Consider the following 21989-nt stretch of genomic DNA (forward strand, 5'->3'; position numbering starts at 1 on the left):
GTCTGCCTCACACCCCCACGTACTCGGCGAGGTGCTGCCCCGTCAGCGTCGATTTTTGGGATACCAAATCGGCAGGCTTCCCTTCGAACACGATCGTGCCGCCATCGTGGCCCGCGCCGGGACCGATGTCGATGATCCAGTCGGCGTGCGCCATGACGGCCTGGTGGTGTTCGATCACGATCACGGTCTTGCCCGAATCGACGAGCCGATCGAGAAGTCCGAGGATCTTGTCGACGTCGGCCAGATGAAGACCAGTGGTGGGCTCATCGAGCACGTAGATGTCGCCCTTCTCCCCCATCTGGATGGCCAGCTTGATCCTCTGACGCTCGCCGCCGGACAACGTCGACAGCGGCTGGCCGAGTGACAGGTATCCGAGCCCGACGTCGTCCAGGCGGCCCAGGATCGCGGTGACCGCCGGGATCTTCGCCTCGCCGTCGGAGAAGAACACCCGCGCATCCGACACCGGGAGATCCAACACCTCGGTGATGTCCTTGCCTGCCAGCTTGTACTCCAGCACGCTCGCCTGGAAGCGCTTGCCACCGCAGTCCTCGCACGGCGTCTCGATCGTGTCCATGAAGCCGAGTTCGGTGATGATGACCCCTGCGCCCTTGCAGGTCGGGCACGCTCCCTCGGAGTTCGCACTGAACAGCGCCGGCTTCACTCCGTTGGCCTTCGCGAACGCCTTGCGGATCGGCTCGAGCATCCCCGTGTACGTCGCAGGATTGCTCCGCCGCGAACCCTTGATCGCCCCCTGGTCGATCGCCACCACGCCGTGTCGACGCGAGACCGAACCGTGGATGAGCGAGCTCTTGCCCGACCCTGCGACGCCAGTGACGACCGTCAGCACTCCGGTCGGGATGTCGACGTCGACGTTCTGGAGGTTGTTCGCCGTGGCACCCCGCACCTCGATGGCGCCGTCGCTCGCGCGCACGGCATCCTTCAGCTGAGCACGATCTTCCAGATGATCGCCGGTGCGCGTGCCGCTGGACTTGAGACCTTCGACCGTGCCCTCGAAGCAGATCTCTCCGCCGGCGCCTCCGGCTCCCGGGCCGAGGTCGATCACGTGGTCGCCGATGGCGATGGTCTCGGGCTTGTGCTCGACCACCAGGACTGTGTTGCCCTTGTCGCGCAGCTTCAGCAGCAGACTGTTCATGCGCTGGATGTCGTGCGGGTGCAGTCCGATCGTCGGCTCATCGAACACGTACGTGACGTCGGTGAGCGAGGACCCGAGATGGCGGAGCATCTTGATCCGCTGCGCCTCTCCCCCGGAGAGCGAACCGGACGGCCGCTCGAGGCTGAGGTAGCCGAGTCCGAGCGTCACGAACGCGTCGAGATTCGCGCTGAGAGCCTCGAGGAGGGGTCCTGCTCCGGGCAGCTCGAGTCCGCGCACCCACGCGGCGAGGTCGGTCACCTGCATGCGACAGGCATCGGCGATGCTGACGCCGTCGATCTTCGAGGAGCGCGCTCCCTCGGTGAGCCGGGTTCCATCGCACTCCGGGCAGACCGCGAACGTCGCGACCCGTTCGACGAAGGCGCGGATGTGCGGCTGCAGCGCGTCGAGGTCCTTCGACAGCATCGACTTGGTGATCTTCGGGATCAGACCCTCATAGGTCATGTTGATCCCGGAGATCTTCACCTTGGTCACCTCGCCGTAGAGCAGGAGGTGCCGCTGCTTCTCGGTGAACTGCGCGATCGGCTTGTCGGCCGGATAGAAGCCCGAGGCCGAGAAGCCCTTCACCATCCATCCGTCAGCGGTGTACCCCGGAACCATGATCGCGCCCTCGTCGAGCGACTTCGACTCGTCGACGATCTGCGCGAGGTCAAGGTCGGACACCGCTCCCCTGCCCTCGCATCGCGGGCACATCCCCCCGAGGTAGATCGCATCCTTCACGATCTTCTTCTCGCCGCTCGGGCCCGTCATCACGCCACTCGCCCGCTGGGTCGGGATGTTGAAGGAGAACGCCGTCGGCCCGCCGATGTACGGAGAACCGAGCTTGCTGAAGAGGATGCGGAGCATGGCGTTCGCATCGGTCACGGTGCCGACCGTCGAACGCGGATTGGCGCCGAGACGCTCCTGGTCGACGATGATGGCCGTGGTCAGTCCGTCGAGGACGTCGACATCCGGACGCGGGACCGACGGCATGAACCCCTGCACGAAGGCGCTGTAGGTCTCGTCGATCATGCGTCGGGACTCGGCGGCGATCGTGTCGAACACGAGCGAGCTCTTGCCCGATCCCGAGACACCCGTGAAGACGGTGAGGCGCCGCTTCGGGATGTCGACGCTGATGTCTTTCAGATTGTTCTCCCGCGCGCCCTGCACGCGGATCAGGTCATGGGCGTCTGCGGGATGCTCGGCGGCGGTCATCGGCGTCCTTCGTTGTCGAGGCTGATCGGTCAGCCGGCCTGATTGATACGGAGCAGGTTCCCTGCCGGGTCGCGGAACGCGCAGTCGCGCACTCCGTATGGCTGATCCATGGGCTCCTGCACGACGTCGGCCCCACCCTCGACCAGACGCTCGAACAGGCCGTCGAGATCGTCGCTCGCGAGGGTCAGCGCACCATAGCTGCCCTTCGCGATGAGTTCGAGGATGGTCTGCCGCTCCACGTCGGTGATGCCGGGGTCAGTGGCCGGCGGGTGCAGGACGATCGAGGTCTCGGGCTGGCCGGCGGGACCGACAGTGAGCCAGCGGAGCCCGTCGTACCCGACGTCGTTGCGCACCTCGAAGCCGAGCGTGTCTCGGTAGAACCCGAGGGCCGCATCGGCGTCGGTGTGCGGGAGGAAGGCGTAGTGGATGCTGATGTTCATGGTGTTCACGCTAGATGCGCATCGGTGCGCGGTGCTTCTTGATTCCTGATCGGTCTGGTCACGTGCTTGGCCTGGAAGGACGGGATGCCGTCGACATTGGCGGCGCGTTCACGGTACACCCGGGGTGAGACACCGACCAGCTCGGTGAACCGCGTGCTGAACGTTCCGAGCGACGAGCACCCGACCTCGAAGCACACCTCGGTCACGCTCAGGTCGCCACGGCGCAGCAGAGCCATCGCCCGTTCGATACGACGGGTCATCAGATAGGAGTACGGCGACTCCCCGTACGCCTCGCGGAACTGGCGGCTCAGATGCCCCGCAGACATGTGGACTCCCCTGGCAAGAGCTTCGACGTCCAACGGCCGCGCGTACTCGCGGTCGATGCGGTCCCTCACCTTCCGCATCACGGCGAGCTCGCGCAGGCGGGCGTCGTCCACGGCTGTCACGAGTCGATCCTGTCACGTCACCAGACGTCACGGGGTGACGTTCTGCGACGCGCGATCGAAGCCTCTCCCACAGGCGATCCCACGGGCGCTACCCTGAGGGCATCCCCACAGGATTCTCTCAGAAAGGGTCCACATCATGTCCGAACCACTCTCCGAAGCGAAGTCCCTCTTCAAGTCCATCCGCGTCGCGCTGGCCGTGTCCGGCGTCATCGCTCTCATCGCCGGCCTCGTCCTCCTGATCTGGCCGGTGAAGTCGGCGGTCATCGTGACGGCGATCTTCGCCACCTATCTGATCATCGCCGGCCTCGTGTACATCGGACTCGGCATCTTCTCGGGCGCCAAGGGCGGATGGTCCCGCGTCGGCCACATCGTGCTGGGTCTCGTCTACATCGTCGCCGGTGTGATCGCCTACGCGAACCTCGGTGCGGCTGCGGCGACCCTCGCGTTCGTCGTCGTCATCTTCATCGGCATCAGCTGGATCGTGGACGGCGTCGTCTCCCTGTCGCTGCTCGGCCGTGACGGTTCGCGCGTGTGGACGCTGCTCTACGCGCTGCTGAGCATCATCGCCGGAGTCGTCGTGCTGTTCTCGCCGATCATCGCCGGCCTGGCGTTCTGGCTGCTCCTCGGCATCTCGCTCGTCGCACTCGGCATCGTGCAGATCGTCCGTGCGATCACGCTCGGCAAGGACGCGAAAACCATCACCGCCGCGGAGGGCGCGACGGCCTGACGGTCCTGACGACAGCGATCGGCCCCGCCCTGCGCGAAGCAGGACGGGGCCGATCGTCGTTCGGGCGTCCTTCTTACTCGTCGGCGAACGCGCTGACGTCGCCGACGAGCCTCGTGTTGTCGGCGGGCACCGGGTCGACCGCGGCCTTCGCCACCTCGGCGGCGAACTCCGACACGTTGTAGAGCTTGCCCGCGGACTCGCGACGCTCGGCGATGGCACCGGGGTTGGCACGCTCGAGAAGAGTCGCCGTGATCGTGCCCTCGATCATGTCGCCGGAGACGACGGTGAAGCCGATGCCCTTCTCGGCCAGGCCTGGGATCAGCTCCCGGAGCGCATCCTCCCCCGCTCGCTTCGAGAGCGCGACCGGCTCGTACTCGGGCATCGTCGGCGTGGTGCGGATGAAGTGCGCCTGGTGGCTGGTGACGAAGACCACGCGTGCGCCGTCGCCGAGCAGCGGCGTCGCCGCGTTCAGGACGTTGAGCTGGGCGTCGCGGTTCAGCGTCCGGGCGTAGTCCGCGGCCATCCCGGACTCCATGCCGCCCGAGGCATTGAGGACCAGGACGTCGAGCCGGCCGTACTCGGCGCGGATCGCGTCGAACATCTCGGCGACGGATGCCGGATCGGTGAGGTCGGCCCCCACGACGAGCGCCCGGCGACCCAGTTCGCGCAGCTGCGCGGCGAGCTTCTCGGCCCGCGGAGCCTTGTTCCGGAAGTTGATGACGACATCGGCACCGGCCTCGGCCAGATAGCGCACCGTGTCGGCGCCGATCCCCCGGGATGAGCCGGTGACGAGGGCGACCTTGCCGTCGAGAGATCCTGCGGGAAGAACGTCGGTCACGATGACTCCTGGAGATGGGTGAGATGCCGTGATCGCACGGCTCTCACAGACTATCAATCCGGGCCCGGGGCACCCGAGAGCGTCGACGGCGCGTGATAGGTTGACCGCAAAGGAGGCCGCATGAACGACTTCTCCGTCTTCATCGAACTGATCGACAATTGGGCGTGGATCGGTTGGCTGGTCCTGATCGCTCTCTTCCTCGTGATCGAGATGCTCACTCTCGACTTCACCTTCCTCATGCTCAGCTTCGGCAGCGTGATCGGTCTGGTCGCCGACCTCGTCGGGCTCCCGGTCTGGGCACAGGTGCTGATCGCGGCGGCGGCCGCAGCGTTGTTCGTGCTCTTCCTCCGGCCTCCACTCCTGAAGAGGTTGCGGCGCGGCGAGGACCCCACGAAGTCGAATGTCGATGCACTGATCGACCTCCGTGGCATCGCTCTGCACGACGTCACGCAGATCTCCGGCCAGGTCAAGCTCAGCAACGGTGACACCTGGACCGCCCGCACATCCACCTCTGTGCCGATCCCCCAAGGCTCACCGGTCGCGGTCATCGCGATCAATGGGGCGACCGCCACCGTCCGTCCCGTCAATGACTAGGAGAAACACATGAACGACTCCTCGTTCATCCCGGCCGCCATCGGTTGGATACTCGTTATCGCGGTGATCATCTTCGTGGTGGTCACGCTGGCCCGGTCCATCCGGATCATCCCCCAGGCGACCGCGGGCGTGGTGGAACGGCTCGGCCGGTACCACAAGACCCTCATGCCGGGTCTGAACCTCCTGGTGCCCTTCATCGACCGACTCCGCCCGCTGATCGACATGCGCGAGCAGGTCGTCTCGTTCCCGCCGCAGCCGGTGATCACCGAGGACAACCTGGTGGTCTCGATCGACACCGTCGTGTACTTCCAGGTGACGGACGCGCGCGCCGCGACCTACGAGATCGCGAACTACCTCGGTGCGGTCGAACAGCTCACCACCACGACGCTGCGAAACGTCGTCGGTGGACTCAACCTCGAAGAAGCGTTGACGAGCCGCGACAACATCAACGGCCAGCTCCGCGTCGTGCTCGATGAGGCGACCGGCAAGTGGGGCATCCGTGTCGGCCGCGTCGAGCTGAAGGCCATCGATCCGCCGATATCCATCCAGGACTCGATGGAGAAGCAGATGCGCGCAGAGCGGGACCGGCGCGCGGCCATCCTCACGGCAGAGGGAACCAAGCAGTCCGCGATCCTCGAAGCAGAAGGTGCGCGTCAGGCCGAGATCCTCCGCGCAGAGGGCGACAAGCAGGCCGCGGTGCTCCGCGCGCAGGGTGAGGCCGAGGCCATCCAGAACGTCTTCACGGCGATCCACCAGGGCGCTCCGGACGACAAGCTGCTCGCATACCAGTACCTTCAGATGCTGCCGAAGATCAGCGAGGGTCAGTCCAACAAGCTGTGGATCATCCCGAGCGAGCTCACCGAGGCTCTCAAGGGTATCGGCAGCGCCTTCACGCCGAAGCCCGGCCAGGGCGGCCCGAGCAACACTCTCCCGGGCGCGTGACGCACCCGTACTTCTCGAAGGCACGGCATCCCCGAGTCCTCGCTCACCGCGGTCTGATCACCGCGGCGGGCGAGGATTCCGGCGTCTGGGAGAACACAGCGGCGTCGTTCGCCGCCGCTCACGCCGCCGGTGTCGACTACATCGAGACGGACTGCCAGGTGACGGCCGACGGCGACGTGGTGCTCTTCCACGACGCGACGCTCGAACGTCTCCTCGGCGACCACCGTCCGGTGAGGGAGGTGCGCACGAGGGAACTCCGCAGCGTCTTCGCCGATCATGGGGGGCTGCTCACAGTCGCAGAAGCACTCTCCTCGTTCCCGCGGATCCGGTTCAACATCGATGTGAAGACGGACGCCGCCACGGGTCTCCTCGGCCCGATCCTCGCGGAGCACACGCATCGGGTGCTCGTGACGAGCTTCTCCGACGTACACCGTCGCGCGACGATCGCGTCCGTCATGGGAGCAGGTGCCGCGCTCCGGCCTGCCACGTCGGGCGGCAGCCGCACGATCGCCGCATTGCGTGCGGTCTCGTCCCTGCGCCTCTCCCCCACCAGGGTCCTCCGTGAGATCGATGCTCTACAGATCCCGGAACGGCACGGCGCGCTCACGGTGCTGACCCCGGCGCTGCTCCGCGCCGCGCATCGCTCCGGTGTCGAGGTGCACGTGTGGACGGTCAACGATCCGGATGAGATGCGGCGCCTGGTGGGCCTCGGGGTCGATGGCATCGTCTCCGATAGTGCCGACGTCGCACTGGCCGCGCTCCACCCCGCTGACGGCCCTCGGCGGGCCCTATAACCTCCTTCGCTGGGATTACGCTGTGAATCCCACCGAGAATCCGCTCGCGTTGAGCAGGCGCACAGGCTGGAGCGTTATACCTGACAGCGACGAGAGGACCACAAAATGGCAGATCGCAGCCTGCGCGGCATCCGACTCGGCGCCCAGAGCCTACAGAGCGAAGAGGGCGTCGTTTTCATGGAGCGCCGCGAGACCCACTACTCCTGTGACACGTGCGGACACGTCACGAACCTGATGTTCGCGGCTGACGCCGAGCCGCCGCAGACCTGGGAATGCCGCTCCTGTGGAGCGGACGCCCGCCTGAACGTCGACGGCCAGGCCGTCACGCTCGAGGTCACCGACGAGAAGGCCGCTCGCACCCACTGGGACATGCTGATGGAGCGTCGCACGCGCGCCGAGCTCGAGGAGCTGCTCGAGGAGCGTCTGGCCTTCATCCGTGCCCGCCGCGGTGCCGGCGAAGACCCCACCCGCGAGAAGATCGGGGCCTGACCGCCCGGATCACGAAGCAGCAGGGCTCGAACGAGCCCTGCTGCTTCTCTGTGTGAGGCGGGCGCGGTTCACACCTGCTCGTCGCGCCGCCGCGTGCTGCGCCACCACGCGATCAGGAGCGCGATCAGCCCGCCCCAGACCAGGATCTGCTGCACCCACGGGCCCAGCACGACGCCCGCGGTCAGCCCGGTGCGCAGCTCGACGTCCTCGAGCATCGCACCAGCCTCCCCGGCATCCAGGCTCGTCACGGTCGAGCCGTCGGGACGAATGATCTGACTCGTGCCGACCGTCGAGATGTTCACGACGCTGCGCCCGGTCTCGATCGCCCGCATCCGCGCGAAGGCAAGCTGCTGCAGATTCTCATCGGTCCCGCGGAAGTCGGCGTTGTTCGTCTGGAACACCAGCACCTGTGCTCCGGCGTTCACACCCTCGGTGATCACGTCGTCGTAGATCACGTCGAAGCAGATCGCGAGTCCCACGGGAACTCCGTCGACGTCGACCACGGGGGGATTCTCGCCGGGCGTGTACTCGCGCTGGATGAGTCCGATCAGGTCGGGCGCCAGCGCGTTGAAGAATGCCCGATCCGGTACGTACTCCCCGAACGGCACCGGATGCCGCTTGTCGTGGAGGTGCGTCGCTCCCCCGGCATCCGTCCACAGCATCGATGTGTTGAAGTAGCGCTCGTTCCGCCCGGTCGCGGCGTTCGCGAGCAGGGGCGCCCCGATCCGGGTCGTGATCAGCGTCATCCGTCGAGCCAGCGCCTCGTTCTGGAACGGGTCGGTGTCCAGCGACCCCTCCGGCCAGACCAGCAGATCCACGTCCTCGCCGTAAAGGGGGGTCGTGGCCGCGGTCTGCGCGTCGATCACCGAGAACGGCTCGCGCTCGTCGAAGTAGCCGGTGGGACCGTTGCCCTGTACGGCGGCGATGCGCATCGAACCGGCATCCGTCGTCGGGAACAACGGCGTGAAGAACAGGACGAGTACGAGCGCGGCGGGCACGAGGAGTCGCAGAGGAGACCGCCATGCCCGCAGGCGGACAACCTCGATCAGCACGGCGACCAGGAGCACCATGAGGAATCCGAGGCCGCTGACGCCGAACCAGGACGACAGCGGGGCCAGCGGGCTCTCCGCCTGACTCATGCCGATGCGCGCCCAGGGGAAGCCCCCGTACGGGAAGGAGCCGACGAAGACCTCCCGACCCACCCAGAGGGCCGCGACCATGAGCGGGAGGCCCACCAGGCGTCCGGCTGTGCCCGGGAACGCACGCGGCATCCAGCGGTAGGCGAGCGCCGTCAGGATCAGTGCGACAGCGGTGAGCCCGCCCTCGACCACGCTCAGCGCCGCCCACGGGATCGGCCCGAGATAACGCGAGGTGAAGGACACCAGGAAGCCGAACAGCACGATGCCGTAGACGAGCCCGACCAGCAGAGCACCCCCCGCACGCCGACCGATGAGCGCGACGAGCAGGAGGGCGGTAGCGGGGAACGCGAGCACCCAGATCGCTGTCTCCGGATAGGCGAGGTTCATCAAGAAGGCCGAGAGCGCAGCGGCGAGCAGAGCAGCCCAGAGCGGCAGGAGAGGGCGCTGGCGCGCCGGGGATTCAGACATCCCTCTCATTCTCACATCGACGAGTAGGAGACGATTCCACGTCGCACGCCGTCGAGCGCCGTGCGAGCCGTCCGCGCGAGAGCACCGTCCTCCGCGACGATCGACAGCTGGTCGAGCAGATCGATCGTCTGCTTCGCCCAGCGCACGAAGTCACCCGCCGCCATGTCGGCGTCGATCAGGACGCGATCGAGCATGCCGCCGCGGGCCCAGGAGTGCATCGCGCCGGCCAGACCGGCCGCGAGCGGCTCGGAACCCGGCAGGTGGTGATCCTTCTCGAGATCGTCGAGCTCAGCCCACAACGTGGTCGTCTTCTCGTACGCGGTGCGGAACGCGCCGCGCGGGAGGCCCCGCTCCCCCGAGTTCGCCTCGTCGCGTCGCGGTTCATAGACGAGGCAGCACGCCATCGCCGCGAGCGACGGGGCGTCGAGTCCGTTCCACAATCCCTGACGCAGAGACTCGGCGACCAGCAGGTCGCGCTCCCCGTAGATGCGGCGCATCGTGCGACCGGCCTCGGTCAGCGCGGGCTCTCCGGATTCGTCGGAGAGATAGTCCAGGGTCTCGAGCACCTCGACCACGCGGTCGAAGACGCGCGCGACGGTGCCGGTGCGCGTCTCGATCTGGCGCCGGATGCGGTCGGTCTGCCGCTTGAGCTTCCAGTAGCGCTCGGCCCAGCGGGCGTGCGCCTCGCGATCCGGGCAGCGATGGCAGGGGTGCCGCTGCATGGCCGTCCGCAGCGACTGGATGCGCTTCATGCGCTTCTCACGGGCGACACGTGGCGCGCCGGAGTCCTGACGGTTCTTCTTCTCGAGGTCGCTGAGTTCGCGCCGGATCGCCGCGTACTCGGGGAAGTCTCCGTGCTCGCACGCCATCGACTTCTGATACCCTGCGAGCGACTCCTCGGCCTCCCGCACCTGACGCGCCAGACCCACGACGGCCCTGTCCGCTTGGAACTGCGCGAAGGACGACTCGAGGATCTGCCGGGCACGCGCCTTGCCGAACAGGTCGATCAGATTGACCGCCATGTTGTACGTGGGCCGGAAGCTGGAGTTCAGCGGGTAGGTCCGCCGCGATGCCAATGCGGCGACGGCCTGCGGATCCATGCCCTCGGTCCACTGCACCACGGCGTGCCCCTCGACATCGATGCCGCGTCGACCGGCACGCCCTGTCAGCTGCGTGTACTCCCCCGAGGTGATCGCGACCCGGGCCTCGCCGTTGAACTTCTCCATCTTCTCGAGCACGACCGTGCGGGCGGGCATGTTGATGCCGAGCGCCAGCGTCTCCGTGGCGAAGACGACCTTGACGAGTTTGAGGCGGTAGAGCTCCTCGACGACCTCTTTGAAGGCGGGCAGGAGTCCGGCGTGGTGGGCGGCGACGCCCCGCTCCAGATTCTCCAGCCAGTCCCAGTAGCCGAGCACGCCGAGGTCCTCGTCCTGCAGCGATCGAGTGCGTTCCTCGACGATCGCGCGGATCTCCGCCTTCTCCTCCGACGAGGTCAGTCGGATGCCGGAGCGGCGCACCTGCTGAACCGCGGCGTCGCAGCCCACGCGGCTGAAGATGAAGAAGATCGCCGGCAGCAGGTTGGCGCGCTCGAGGAGCTTGATCACATCGGGGCGATCCATCCGCTCGATGCGGCGCAGGTTGGACGGCCGTACGGGCCGCTGGCCACCGCGCGGCGGTCGCTTGGCCTGCCGCCCGGCATGCCTGTTGCTGACGTACGACTGCACCTGACGATTGTTCTCGTAGTTCGAACCCGTGAAGGAGCGGATCCGCATCAGCTCCTGATTCACCTGCGCAGTCGCGATGCCCGCCCGGTCGTCGAACAGCGGGAGCAGGTCGTCCCTGACAAGCACGTGCTGCTCGAGCGGGACGGGCCGGATCTCGGAGACGATCACCTCGGTGTCGCCGCGCACGGTGTCGAGCCAGTCGCCGAACTCCTCGGCGTTCGACACGGTCGCGCTGAGGGAGACGAGCCGCACGTGCTGCGGCAGGTGGATGATCACCTCTTCCCACACCGCACCGCGGAACCGGTCGGCGAGATAGTGGACCTCGTCCATGATGACGTACCGGAGGTCGCGGAGCGCCGCCGAGTCGGCGTAGATCATGTTGCGCAGCACCTCGGTCGTCATGACCACGATGCGTGCGTTGCCGTTGATGTTGGTGTCGCCGGTGAGGAGCCCCACGTCATCTGCGCCGTAGACCTCGACCAGTTCGCGGAACTTCTGGTTGGACAGGGCCTTCATCGGCGTCGTGTAGAACGCCTTGTCGCTCGGGGACTGCATCGCGAGATGGATGGCGAACTCGCCCACGATGGTCTTGCCCGCTCCGGTCGGCGCGGCGACGAGCACACTGCGGCCGGCTTCGAGTGCGTGGCAGCCCGCGACCTGGAACGGGTCGAGTTCGAACTTCTGGCGCGCGGCGAAGGCGTTCGTCGCCGGGTTCTCGGCGGCCTCTCGTGCCGCCGCATATCGCTCGGACGGCGAACTCATGCAGCGTCCGGCAGAAGCCCCGCTGCGGCGTCGCGCTTGCGCTTGCGGCGGTCGAAGAGCAGGGAGAGCCCCGCGGCCGCGAAGAACAGGACGATGAGGATGCCGGCCAGCATCAGCATGCTGATCACGTCGGCAGCCGGTGTCGCCAGGGCCGCGAAGACCGTCGCGATGATGATCGCGATGCGCCAGCCCTTGAGGATCGCGCGTCCGGACATGACCCCGGCGAAGTTCAACGCGACGAGGAACACCGGGAGCACGAAGGAGACCCCGATCACGATCATCAGCTTGAAGATGAAGTCGTAGTACTCCTGCGCCTGGTAGAAGTTCGTCCCGCCTTCGGGCGTGAAGCCCCACATCAGCTCGATCACGTGCGGCATGATCACGATGCCGAGGTAGCACCCTGCGAAGAAGAGCGGCACGGCGGCGGCGATGAAGCCGATCGTGTACTTGATCTCCTTGCGGGTGAGCCCGGGCATGATGAACGCCCAGATCTGCCACAGCCATACGGGCGCGGAGATGAACAGGCCAATCGAGAAGGCGATCCGCATGCGCATGTCGAACGCGGCCGTCACGGTGCCGAAGTTCAGCGCGCTGAAGTTGTCACCACGCTTCTCCATGATGACGCGGATGGGTTCCGTGATCAGGTGGATGACCGGATCGGCGATGATGAACGCGACCACCATGCCGACGACGAGCGCGAGCGCCGCATACATCAGGCGTTTGCGCAGTTCGACGAGATGTGCGCCCAGCGACATCCGCCGATCCCGATCCGCCTTCTGCTTCACGGTCGGTTCGATGGTTGCCACGGTCGGTCAGGCGCGAGGCGGAGTCTCAGGGTCGACGCCGGAGTCCTTCACCGTGGTGGGCTCGGCGACGACGGCGTCGGTGCGCGTCGCGTCCTCGTCCTTCATGGCCTTCATCTCGCCCTTGAAGACGCGGGCCGACTGGCCCATGCTCTTCGCGAGCGCCGGCAGCTTCGCAGCACCGAACAGAAGGAGGATCACGGCGAGCACGATGAGCAGGTGCCAGCCTTGCATTCCAGCGAACATGTCAGGATTCCCGTCTTCGGTAAGCTTTCGCCCCAGTCTACAGATCAATCCTCGTGATCGGGGCGGTGATAGAGCGCGAGTCCGGATGCCGCCCACTCGCGGGTCGACGACCGCGCGACACCCGGCTCCAGGACCTCCATGGCCCCGCCGAAGCGCGCGGCGAGACGCTTGATGCCGCGGGGATCGGCCAGGTGGACGTGCGCGGTGACCGAGCCGTCGACGGCTTCCAGCGTGGTCGCCGGCAGGAATCCGCTGAGCAGAGGTGCGAACCGCTCGGAGACGCGCACCGTGACCTCGCGCTCGTCGTCGAGGCCGGCGAAGGGCTCGGGGACCTGATCTCCGCCGTGCGTGATCGGGATGTCCGTGAGCTTCGGCTCGCTCACCCGGTCGAGGTGGAACGTGCGCATCGCCTGTCGGAGATGGCACCAGCCCTGCAGATACCACTGGGCGTTGGTGATCAGGATCTGCACCGGATCGACCGTCCGCGTGGTCGGGGCGGCATCCGGTGCCTGGTACGTGAAGGAGATGGCGACGCCGTCCTGCAGCCCGCGCGCCACGACCTCGCGGACCTCGTCGACCGCGCTGGGAGCCACCACGACGTCGGCCGGCGCGTCGGCTGCGCCACGGGACAGCTTGGAGATCAGCCCCGCGACGAGGCCGGAGTCCGAGACCGCCGGCACCGCCGCGACCATCTGGAGACCGGCGAGCAGCGCAGCGGCCTCGCGCGCCGTGAACCGCGGAACCCGGCGGAGCGCCACATCGTTGGTGATCTCGATGACGTCCTCGAGGTCGAGGAGGTCCCAGTTGATGTCGAACATCTCCTGCGGCTGCTGCCAGTATCCGGATTCGCCGGGGAGGCCGATCACCGTGAGCTTCTCGACCATCCCGCGCATCTCCTGCGGCGTGACGCCGAACTCCGCCGATGCCTCGGCGAGCGACACCTGACCGTGTTCGAGCAGATACGGCACGAGGGTCAGGTAGAGACGGACGCGCTCGGCGGCGAGGAGCGGCTTGGGCTGGGCGCTCATCGGGCCTCCTCACGTTCCGCATGCGCATCGATGACGGCCTGGAGCCGGGCGATGACGGCATCTCGCAGTGCCGCGGGCTCGACGACGCGCACCTCCGGTCCGTACGAGGCCAGCTCGTCGGCGAGGATGTGCAGGTCGACGAACGGCACCGTGATGCCCTGCGCCGCAGGCGTCGCTCGCCGACCGAGGCGCAGCGCCGCCTCGGTGCCGGGTGTGACCTCCAGCAGCGCGGCGTTCTCCGCGGAGACGCGCTCGAGCCCTGCGAGAGCGCGCTCCCCCGCCCCATCGCGCAGCGCGGGATCGAATGTCGTGGTCGTCACCTTGACGTCGCCGACGATGCGGCTGAGCAGGAACATACGGTCCTCATCGATGTCGACGTCGACCCCGAAGACATGCCAGCGCGCTTCGTAGTCGACGAGCGCCAGCGGACGGATGCTGCGCCGACGCGGCACCGCCTCTCCCGGCTTGAGGTACTCGAAGGCGACCACCCTGCTCTTCTCGATCGCATCCTGCAGCGGCGCGAAAGCCGCATCGCGCGCAGTGATCCGCGGAGCGAAGCCGATGATCGGCTCGTCGCCGTCGATGCCGAGCGCACGGATCTTGCGCACGCCGGACTGCGCGTCGCCCGAGGCGGACTCGGCGCTCCAGACACTGCCCGCGAGGCGGAGCACGGCGAGCTCGGCCGGAGTGAACTCGATGTCGGCGGGCAGGTCGTATTCCGCCTGCGGAATACGGTAGCGCGCCTCGCGGAGATCGTTCGGGTCTGCGGCGTCGCCGATGGTCTCGATCGGCACCCCGAGCGACCGCAGCTCCTCCTTGTCGCGCTCGAACATCTTCTCGAGAGCATCCGACCGCGTGCCGGCATCGGCGCGCTGACGGTAGCCGGAGACGTTGTCGAGGATCTGCTGCTTCGTGAGCCCGATCTCCGTGGCCATGAGCGCCACGACGAGATTCGTCAGGCGCTCCTCCGCGGGAATCCGGGCGGCCATCACTGGGTGGGCGCCGTCACTGCGCCCAGGATGTCGACCACGACCACCGTGGAGGGAGATCCGTCGGCCTCGGGGAACACGACGAGGACCTGAGACCCGACGGTCGCACCGATGAGCTGCTCGGGAGCCGCGCTGATGCTGGCCTCCGTACCCCACGTGTTCGTGGTCACCTTCTTGTCGTCCCAGCCGACGCTCATGATGTTGGAGACGACCGCGTCGCCCTCCTTGACCTTCGGGCCGTCGCCCTTGATGAGCGTCTGCGTGACGGTCTTGGTCGGTGCCGGAACGTCGGGGACGATGATCCCGGGAGTGCCGTCCGGAGCACGCACCACTGTGGGCAGACCGCTGGCGTCGTTGAACTGCAGCGCGCCGGTGGCCTTCGACGGCATGACATCGAGCACGTCGACGACTGCAACGATGGTCTCATCCTTGGCGAGACCGAATGCCTCGACGTTCTGCTCCCCGAAGTCCTCCGGAGTCAGCACGGCGAGGACGCGGCTGCCCTCGGTCGCGCACTCGAGCACACCCGACAACCCGGCGGAGCGCTGGGCCCAGTAGTCGATGCTGTGCACCCGACTCCCGTCGCCGTTGAACTCGGACTGGTAGAGCTTCTTGCCGCTGTCTCCACCGTAGAACGCGATGTCGAGCACGACGGGCTGGAAGTCCGACCCCAGCGCGAGGCCATCGCCGACGGTGACATCAGCGAACGAGGTCTTGTCGGTCTTGACCGGTCCGAAGACGGAGACGTCCGGCAGAGACCCGAGGTCGCCGCTCACGTCGGCGATGTTCAGGATCTTGTCGTCGCCGCCGCGATCGCACGCAGCACCGTCGGAGGAGGCCGACGCGGTGCAGCCCGTCAGGGCGAGGACGGCGAGGCTGAGGGAGGCCAGAACGGCGGACGTTTTACGCACGCGCTCCAGTCTATTCCGTCGCGTGCTCCGATTCGCGCGAAGCAGCAGCAAGGCGCGCCCCCTCGGCCGCCTTGCCCGCCTCCCTGGCGCGCTTGCGCAGGTTCTTGTCGTTGATCTCCCGGTCGCCGACGGCTCCGGGAGTCCAGGCCTCCACGTCGTCGTCGCCGTAGCTGCTCTTGGACGCGCGGCGCTTGACCGACGGCGCGACCGCGCCGCGAGCGAGGCGGCGGGCGGTCAGGAGGAATCCGGTGTGCGCGACCATTCGATGGTCCGGCCGCACGGCGAGTCCTTCGACATGCCAGCCGCGCACCATGGTCTCGGACGCATCGGGATCGGTGAAGAGACCGGTCCCCCTGATGTACTCGGCCACGCGGGAGAGCTGCGTCGCGGTCGCGACGTAGCAGAGCACCACGCCTCCAGGGGTCAGTGCCTCCGCCACGGCATCGATGCACTCCCAGGGGGCGAGCATGTCGAGCACGACGCGGTCGACGGTGCCCGCAGGAGTCTCGGCGGGGAGGGATTCCACCAGGTCGCCGACGACCACGCGCCAGGTGTCCGGATGCCCGCCGAAGAACGTCTCGACATTGCCCCGAGCGACATCGGCGAAGTCGTCGCGGCGCTCGAAGGAGATCAGTCGTCCGACCGGCCCGATCGCGCGAAGGAGCGACAGTGACAGCGCGCCGGATCCGACACCGGCCTCGACGACCGTGGCGCCGGGGAAGATGTCCGCCTGCATGACGATCTGCGCGGCGTCCTTCGGATAGACGATCGCGGCACCGCGGGGCATCGACATCGCGAAGTCCCGCAGCAGCGGGCGCAGGGCCAGGTAGTCGTGTCCCGAGCTGTTCGCGACCACCGAACCGTCGGGAAGCCCGATGAGGTCGCGGTGGCGGAGCACGCCCTGGTGCGTGTGCAGTTCGCCGTCTTCGCGGAGGGTCACGGTGTGCAGGCGGCCCTTCGGGCCCGTCAGCTGGACACGGTCGCCCACGCGGAAGGGGCCGCTCGGTCGCTGGGCAGCGGAATCCGTCATCGGATGACCTCCGTCATGGCGTTGTTCGCGTCGAACAGGTCTCCGAGGTCCGACACGCCTCGTCCGGCGAGCGTCGGCCAGAGCTCGTGCGCCCCGAGGTCGTCCAGCGGGACGATGTGCGGGACACCCAGCGTGACCGCGCCGGAGGCGAGACCCGCGCGCACACCGGTCGGCGAGTCCTCGATCACGACGACCTCGGTGATGTCGACGTCGAGAAGAGCGGCAGCCTGCAGGTAGGGCTCAGGATGCGGCTTGGGATTGTCCACGTCGTCGCCGGCGACGACGATGTCGAAAGCCTCGAATTCGATCAGGTCGACGACGTTCAGCGCCATCCGGCGGAGGGACATCGTGACCAGCCCCGTGGGGATGCCGGCATCCCTGAGCTCCGCGAGGAGCTCGCGTGCCCCGGGACGGAACGGGACGCCCTGGGTGCGCAACGACTCCTGCACGACATCGGTCAGGTGGGAGACGATCGCCTCCGGCTCCATCGCCACGCCGGCGTTCTGCAGGATGATCGCGCTGTCGATCAGACCGCTCCCGACCAGCTGCAGGGCGTCCTCATGGGTCCACGACCCGCCGAAGGACTCCACCAGCGACGTCTCCGCCGCCATCCAGTACGGCTCGGTGTCGACCAGTGTTCCATCCATGTCCCAGAGGACTGCGCGGGGCTTTCTGCTCACTGAACCCATGCTAGCCCGGCGCCGCCCACATCCCGCCGCCGCGGACTAGCCTGGAGGGATACGTCCTCGATCTCGAAGGGAGCCCATGATGGATGTTCTCGGTTCACGCATCGTCATCGCCGCCTTCGACGGCTGGAACGACGCGGGCGAAGCAGCCAGTGGCGCCGTCGAGGCGCTGCGTTCGTCGTCGGATTACGAACTCGTGCATTCGGTCGACCCCGAACTGTACTTCGACTACCAGTACACGCGCCCCTCGACGCAGATGGATGCGGAGGGACGTCGCCAGCTCAAGTGGCCGGAAGCCGGCCTCTGGCGCCCTCGCGATCCCGGCCCTGGGCCCGAGTTCTGGCTGCTCACCGGCGTGGAGCCCGCACGCACGTGGCAGGCCTTCGCCTCGGAGTTCGTGGACATCGCCCTACGCGACGACATCACCGGACTCGTGACCATGGGCGCCATGCTGGCGGATGTCCCGCACACCCGCCCGATCTCGATCTTCGCCTCGAGCCAGAACGAGCAGGTGCGTGAGGCCCACGGCCTCGAGCGATCGCTCTACGAGGGGCCCGTCGGCATCCTCAGCGTCTTCGAGCACTTCGCGGAGAGCGCGGGCATCCCGACGGCGGGCCTGTGGGCGAGCGTGCCGCACTACGTCGCGTCCGCCACGCCCTCCCCCAAGGTCACTCTCGCGCTGCTCGACCGTCTCGAGGAACTCACCGGTGTGGACGTCGACCGCAGCCACCTGCGGACCGAAGCGGCCGCGTGGGAGGCGTCGATCGATGCTGCGGCGTCCGAGGACGAGGACATGGCGGAGTACATCCGCCAGCTCGAGCGCACCCGGGACACGTGGGACTCCCCCGAGGCGTCCGGAGATGCGATCGCGCAGGCGTTCGAGCGCTACCTGCGTCGTCGGGGCGACGCCCCCGGCGATCACAAGCGCTGACGCGGCTCAGGCCGCGATGACACCCGTGCCGAGCAGGATCAGCAGCACCGTGCCGAGCAGGATCCGGTAGATCACGAACGGCAGGAAGCTGCGCTTCGAGATGAAGTTCATGAAGAACGCGATCACTCCGAGTGCCACGACGAACGCGATGCCGGTCGCGGCCAGCGTGTCGCCGAACGAGAAGAACGAGGGCTCTCCCCAGCTCTTGAACACCTGGTAGAAGCCGCTGCCGAAGACCGCGGGGATCGCGAGCAGGAACGCGTACCGGGCCGCGGCGGCGCGCTCGTAGCCGAGGAACAACCCCATGGTGATCGAGCCGCCCGAGCGGGAGACGCCGGGGATCAGGGCGAGAGCCTGAGCGAAGCCGAACGCGATGCCGTGCGGGTAGGTGAGATCGCCGAGCTTCCGGCGCTTGGCCCCGACGTGGTCGGCGATGCCGAGCAGGATGCCGAACACGATGAGCATGATCGCGACGATCCACATGGAGCGGAACACGGTCTCGATCTGATCTTGGAAGAGCAGTCCGAGCACCACGATCGGGATGCTGCCGATGATGATCAGCCAGCCCATCCGCGCATCCGGGTCGTTGCGCGGAACACGTCCGGCGAGCGAGCGGAACCACTGCGAGACGATGCGCACGATGTCGCGCCAGAAGAAGACCACGACCGCGGCCTCGGTGCCGATCTGCGTGATGGCGGTGAATGCCGCGCCCGGATCCTCCCCGGAAGGCAGGAAGGTGCCCAGGATGCGCAGGTGGGCGCTGGAGGAGATGGGCAGGAACTCGGTGAGTCCCTGGACGATGCCGAGGATGAGGGCTTCGAGCAGGTGCATGGAGGGCCTTCTGGTGTGAGGAGGGCGCGGAAGCGGGTGGGGCTGCGGTCAGTACGTGCGCAGCAGATCGGCCAGCACGCGCTGGCCGAAGACAAGCGATTCTACGGGCACGCGCTCGTCGACGCCGTGGAACATGCCTGTGAAGTCGAGGTCGGCCGGCAGCTTCAGCGGGGCGAACCCGTAACCCGTGATGCCGAGGTACGCCAGCGCCTTATTGTCGGTTCCGGCCCCGAGCAGGTACGGGATCACGGGGACACCGGGGTCATGGCGGCCGATGCTCGCGACCATCGCCTCGACGAGCTCTCCCTCGAACGGCGTCTCCATGCCGATGTCGCGCACGACCGTCTCGATCAGGATGTCGTCGCCGATGATCTGCTGGAGTTCGGCGAGCACGTCGTCTTCGGTGCCCGGGATGACGCGCACGTCGATCAGCGCCTCGGCGCGCTCCGGGATCACGTTGTGCTTGTACCCCGCCGTCAGCGCGGTGGGGTTGGACGTGGTCCGGAAGGACGAGCGCAGAAAGGCCTCGGCCGGCCCGGCGGCTGCGGCGAGAGCATCCGGATCGTCTGTGCTGCGGCCGGTCAGGTCGCTGAGCCCCTGGAGCAGTGCCTCGGTCGTGGGCGTCAGGCGGAGGGGCCAGCGCGTACGTCCGATGGCGGCGACAGCCTCGGCGAGCTTCGTGACCGCGTTGTCGTCGTGCAGACGACTGCCGTGACCCGCGCGGCCCTTGGCCACCAGGCGGATCCAGATGAGGGCCTTCTCGCCGACCTGCAGCAGGTACGCGCGCCGGTCGTCGACGGTGATCGAGTAGCCCCCGACCTCGCTGATGGCGGCCGTTGCGCCCTCGAACCACTCCGGGTGGTTCTGCACGACCAGCGCGGATCCCTCCACGCCGCCGTTCTCCTCATCGGCGAAGAACGCCAGGACGAGGTCGCGCTCGGGCTGCTCCCCCGCGCGCAGGATGTCCGCGACGGCCGTCAGGATCATCGCGTTCATGTTCTTCATGTCGACGGCCCCGCGGCCCCAGAGCATCCCGTCCTGCACCAGACCGGCGAACGGGTCGACGCTCCAGTCCTCCGCCATCGCCGGAACGACGTCCAGGTGGCCGTGCACGACGAGGGCGGGCTTGCTGCTGTCGCGGCCCGGAACCCGTGCCATGACGTTCGTGCGGCGTGGGATCGGCTCGTAGTACTCGACGTCGAGTCCGAGGCCCTCGAGGTAGGCGCCGACGTACTCCGCGGCCTCGCGCTCGCCCTTGGCGTTGCCGCCGCCGAAGTTCGACGTGTCGAACCGGATCAGGTCGCTCGCGATGCGGACGACCTCGGGCAGGGAGGGATCGGTCATGCCTCCAGGCTACCGAAGCGGCGAGCCACGCCCGGGCGTACGGCTCGGTTCGAAGCGCGCTCCATTACGTGCTAATCTCATTCTTCGGTCGGCAACGATCATCCAAGACCTGCGCGGGTGGCGGAATGGTAGACGCGCTACGTTGAGGTCGTAGTGCCCGTAAGGGCGTGGGGGTTCAAGTCCCCCTCCGCGCACAGGTAAGAAGAAGGCCCCTGATCTCCGGATCAGGGGCCTTCTTCGTGGTCCGGGCGCGTGCCCGCATTCGGGGTCAGGCCACGCCGACGCCGAACGCGAGCCCGAGCGCGTAGGTCACGGCGGCCGCACCGAAGCCGATCGCCAGCTGACGCAGCGCACGACGCAGGGGCGGACCGCCGGAGAGGACGCCGACCATCGCGCCCGTGCTCAGCAGGGCGATGCCCACCAGAACCAGCGCGAGGATGACGGCGGCGGCGCCCTGCAGGCCGAAGATCCACGGCAGCACGGGGATGATCGCGCCGGAGGCGAACAGCAGGAAGCTCGAGATCGCCGCTGTCCAGTCGCTGCCGACGATCTCGTGGTCGCTCCCGGGCACGCGCACGGGCCCGGTCGCCGCGCGACGAGCACCGGCCTTGGCCGCCTCGACGATGCGGTGGGCGCGCAGCAGAGCCTCCTCCTGCTCCATGCCGCGGGCACGGTAGACGAGGGCCAGCTCGTTCTCGTCGATGTCGAGGTCGCCCGCCGCGTCGGCCGCATCCTCGTTGGCCTCGGTCGCGGCGAGCAGCTCTCGTTGGGACCTCACCGACACGAATTCTCCCGCGCCCATCGACAGGGCACCGGCGAGCAGGCCGGCGATGCCGCTGAAGAGCACGAACCCGGAACTCACTCCGGTCGCGCCGATGCCGAGCACGAGGGCGAGATTGCTCACCAGGCCGTCGTTGGCACCGAAGACCGCGGCACGGAACGAGCCGGAGAGCCGCCGCCTGCCACGGGCCGCGAGACCGCGGACCACCTCGTAATGGATCTTCTCGTCGGCGCGCATCGCGGGCGTCGCATACTGCTCGGCGTCGTACGGCGATCGCGCCTCGGCGCTCTGCGCGAGCGCGAGCACGAAGATCGACCCGAAGCGGCCGGCCATCCACCCCAGCAGGCGCGAGCGGATGCCGGCCCGCGGCAGGCGCTTCGGCTCTCCGCCGAGAAGGTCGAGCCAGTGCTGCTCATGCCGCCGCTCCGCATCGGCGAGCCGGAGCAGGATCTCCTGCTCCTCCCCCGTGCGACGGGCGGCGAGTTTCTGGTACACCGATCCCTCGGCGCGCTCCTCGACGAGGTAGCGCGCCCATCGGCGGTGATCAGCGGGTGTCGGCTCTGCTGCGGCAGGCGCTGTCATGAATCCTCCAGGCGTCACGAAGCCCGGTGCGGGGGCAACCGTTCCACGCTAGCCGCGCGGGCGCATGCGAGCCGTGCTCAGACGCGGATTGCCAGCATT

Annotated in this window: 22 protein-coding genes and 1 tRNA gene; 7 read left to right on the forward strand and 16 right to left on the reverse strand. The window is 67.8% G+C overall.

Going from position 1 to position 21989, the window contains the following annotated elements:
• Window positions 1–7: 7 nt before the first annotated feature.
• Genes ABD648_RS02695 through ABD648_RS02705 form a run of 3 tightly spaced genes read right to left on the reverse strand, consistent with a single transcriptional unit; the run spans window position 8 to window position 3209 of the window.
• Window positions 8–2365, reverse strand: a complete 2358-nt coding sequence (locus ABD648_RS02695) for an ATP-binding cassette domain-containing protein (protein WP_282217186.1) — start codon at window positions 2363–2365, stop codon at window positions 8–10.
• Window positions 2366–2394: 29 nt separating this feature from the next.
• On the reverse strand, window positions 2395–2805 hold the full coding sequence (locus tag ABD648_RS02700; RefSeq protein ID WP_282217187.1) for a VOC family protein: 411 nt from the start codon (window positions 2803–2805) through the stop codon (window positions 2395–2397).
• Between the two features lie 5 nt (window positions 2806–2810).
• Window positions 2811–3209: a helix-turn-helix transcriptional regulator gene (locus ABD648_RS02705; protein ID WP_282217483.1), complete on the reverse strand. Its 399-nt coding sequence runs from the start codon at window positions 3207–3209 to the stop codon at window positions 2811–2813.
• A 178-nt stretch (window positions 3210–3387) separates the two neighbouring features.
• Here ABD648_RS02705 and ABD648_RS02710 point away from each other — a divergent pair, with 178 nt between their 5' ends.
• Window positions 3388–3978: an HdeD family acid-resistance protein gene (locus tag ABD648_RS02710; RefSeq protein ID WP_282217188.1), complete on the forward strand. Its 591-nt coding sequence runs from the start codon at window positions 3388–3390 to the stop codon at window positions 3976–3978.
• 73 nt (window positions 3979–4051) lie between these two features.
• Here the strand turns inward: ABD648_RS02710 and ABD648_RS02715 are convergent, their stop codons facing one another.
• The gene (locus tag ABD648_RS02715; RefSeq protein ID WP_282217189.1) at window positions 4052–4816 is read right to left on the reverse strand and encodes an SDR family oxidoreductase; all 765 of its coding nucleotides are present in this window, start codon (window positions 4814–4816) and stop codon (window positions 4052–4054) included.
• Window positions 4817–4936: 120 nt separating this feature from the next.
• Here ABD648_RS02715 and ABD648_RS02720 point away from each other — a divergent pair, with 120 nt between their 5' ends.
• The 4 genes from ABD648_RS02720 (at window position 4937) to ABD648_RS02735 (ending at window position 7635) form a co-directional block, all read left to right on the forward strand.
• Entirely contained in the window at window positions 4937–5410 is a 474-nt protein-coding gene (locus ABD648_RS02720) for an NfeD family protein (RefSeq protein ID WP_282217190.1), read from the forward strand.
• Between the two features lie 9 nt (window positions 5411–5419).
• Window positions 5420–6352, forward strand: a complete 933-nt coding sequence (locus ABD648_RS02725; RefSeq protein ID WP_282217191.1) for an SPFH domain-containing protein — start codon at window positions 5420–5422, stop codon at window positions 6350–6352.
• On the forward strand, window positions 6349–7146 hold the full coding sequence (locus tag ABD648_RS02730) for a glycerophosphodiester phosphodiesterase family protein (protein WP_282217192.1): 798 nt from the start codon (window positions 6349–6351) through the stop codon (window positions 7144–7146). Before ABD648_RS02725 ends, ABD648_RS02730 begins: the two co-directional genes overlap by 4 nt.
• Before the next feature lie 105 nt (window positions 7147–7251).
• On the forward strand, window positions 7252–7635 hold the full coding sequence (locus ABD648_RS02735) for an RNA polymerase-binding protein RbpA (RefSeq protein ID WP_282217193.1): 384 nt from the start codon (window positions 7252–7254) through the stop codon (window positions 7633–7635).
• Window positions 7636–7703: 68 nt separating this feature from the next.
• Here ABD648_RS02735 and lnt read toward each other — a convergent pair whose 3' ends face one another.
• From lnt to ABD648_RS02780, 9 genes are read right to left on the reverse strand one after another with little or no spacing between them, the layout of a single operon-like run.
• Window positions 7704–9242: an apolipoprotein N-acyltransferase gene (gene lnt / locus ABD648_RS02740; RefSeq protein WP_282217194.1), complete on the reverse strand. Its 1539-nt coding sequence runs from the start codon at window positions 9240–9242 to the stop codon at window positions 7704–7706.
• An 11-nt stretch (window positions 9243–9253) separates the two neighbouring features.
• Complete coding sequence (locus tag ABD648_RS02745; protein ID WP_282217195.1) at window positions 9254–11728, reverse strand: DEAD/DEAH box helicase; 2475 nt, start codon at window positions 11726–11728, stop codon at window positions 9254–9256.
• Window positions 11725–12483, reverse strand: coding sequence for a twin-arginine translocase subunit TatC (tatC, locus tag ABD648_RS02750; RefSeq protein ID WP_282217484.1), 759 nt, complete (start codon window positions 12481–12483; stop codon window positions 11725–11727). Before tatC ends, ABD648_RS02745 begins: the two co-directional genes overlap by 4 nt.
• Window positions 12484–12540: 57 nt before the next feature.
• Entirely contained in the window at window positions 12541–12777 is a 237-nt protein-coding gene (tatA, locus tag ABD648_RS02755) for a twin-arginine translocase TatA/TatE family subunit (protein ID WP_116634986.1), read from the reverse strand.
• A 44-nt stretch (window positions 12778–12821) separates the two neighbouring features.
• Window positions 12822–13805 (reverse strand): helix-turn-helix transcriptional regulator, encoded by a 984-nt coding sequence (locus tag ABD648_RS02760; RefSeq protein ID WP_282217196.1) that lies wholly within the window; start codon window positions 13803–13805, stop codon window positions 12822–12824.
• Window positions 13802–14794, reverse strand: coding sequence for a helix-turn-helix transcriptional regulator (locus ABD648_RS02765; RefSeq protein WP_282217197.1), 993 nt, complete (start codon window positions 14792–14794; stop codon window positions 13802–13804). The genes ABD648_RS02760 and ABD648_RS02765 overlap by 4 nt, the downstream gene beginning before the upstream one ends.
• The gene (locus ABD648_RS02770; RefSeq protein WP_282217198.1) at window positions 14794–15705 is read right to left on the reverse strand and encodes a hypothetical protein; all 912 of its coding nucleotides are present in this window, start codon (window positions 15703–15705) and stop codon (window positions 14794–14796) included. The genes ABD648_RS02765 and ABD648_RS02770 overlap by 1 nt, the downstream gene beginning before the upstream one ends.
• 10 nt (window positions 15706–15715) lie before the next feature.
• Window positions 15716–16735: a tRNA (adenine-N1)-methyltransferase gene (locus ABD648_RS02775; RefSeq protein ID WP_282217199.1), complete on the reverse strand. Its 1020-nt coding sequence runs from the start codon at window positions 16733–16735 to the stop codon at window positions 15716–15718.
• Window positions 16732–17424 carry an HAD family hydrolase gene (locus tag ABD648_RS02780; protein WP_425561692.1) on the reverse strand — a complete coding sequence of 231 codons (693 nt, stop codon included), beginning with the start codon at window positions 17422–17424 and terminating at the stop codon, window positions 16732–16734. Before ABD648_RS02780 ends, ABD648_RS02775 begins: the two co-directional genes overlap by 4 nt.
• A gap of 79 nt (window positions 17425–17503) precedes the next feature.
• Here ABD648_RS02780 and ABD648_RS02785 point away from each other — a divergent pair, with 79 nt between their 5' ends.
• Window positions 17504–18352 carry a PAC2 family protein gene (locus ABD648_RS02785; RefSeq protein ID WP_282217485.1) on the forward strand — a complete coding sequence of 283 codons (849 nt, stop codon included), beginning with the start codon at window positions 17504–17506 and terminating at the stop codon, window positions 18350–18352.
• Window positions 18353–18358: 6 nt separating this feature from the next.
• Here ABD648_RS02785 and ABD648_RS02790 read toward each other — a convergent pair whose 3' ends face one another.
• Complete coding sequence (locus tag ABD648_RS02790; protein ID WP_282217201.1) at window positions 18359–19183, reverse strand: undecaprenyl-diphosphate phosphatase; 825 nt, start codon at window positions 19181–19183, stop codon at window positions 18359–18361.
• 48 nt (window positions 19184–19231) lie between these two features.
• Complete coding sequence (locus ABD648_RS02795) at window positions 19232–20527, reverse strand: M20/M25/M40 family metallo-hydrolase (RefSeq protein WP_282217202.1); 1296 nt, start codon at window positions 20525–20527, stop codon at window positions 19232–19234.
• A 111-nt stretch (window positions 20528–20638) separates the two neighbouring features.
• Between ABD648_RS02795 and ABD648_RS02800 the strand changes: the two genes are divergently transcribed.
• Window positions 20639–20721: transfer RNA gene (locus ABD648_RS02800), tRNA-Leu, on the forward strand.
• 74 nt (window positions 20722–20795) lie between these two features.
• Here the strand turns inward: ABD648_RS02800 and ABD648_RS02805 are convergent.
• Complete coding sequence (locus ABD648_RS02805; RefSeq protein ID WP_282217203.1) at window positions 20796–21890, reverse strand: VIT1/CCC1 transporter family protein; 1095 nt, start codon at window positions 21888–21890, stop codon at window positions 20796–20798.
• Window positions 21891–21989 lie beyond the last annotated feature (99 nt).

The sequence above is a fragment of the Microbacterium luteolum genome (assembly GCF_039533965.1).
Taxonomy (GTDB): domain Bacteria; phylum Actinomycetota; class Actinomycetes; order Actinomycetales; family Microbacteriaceae; genus Microbacterium; species Microbacterium luteolum.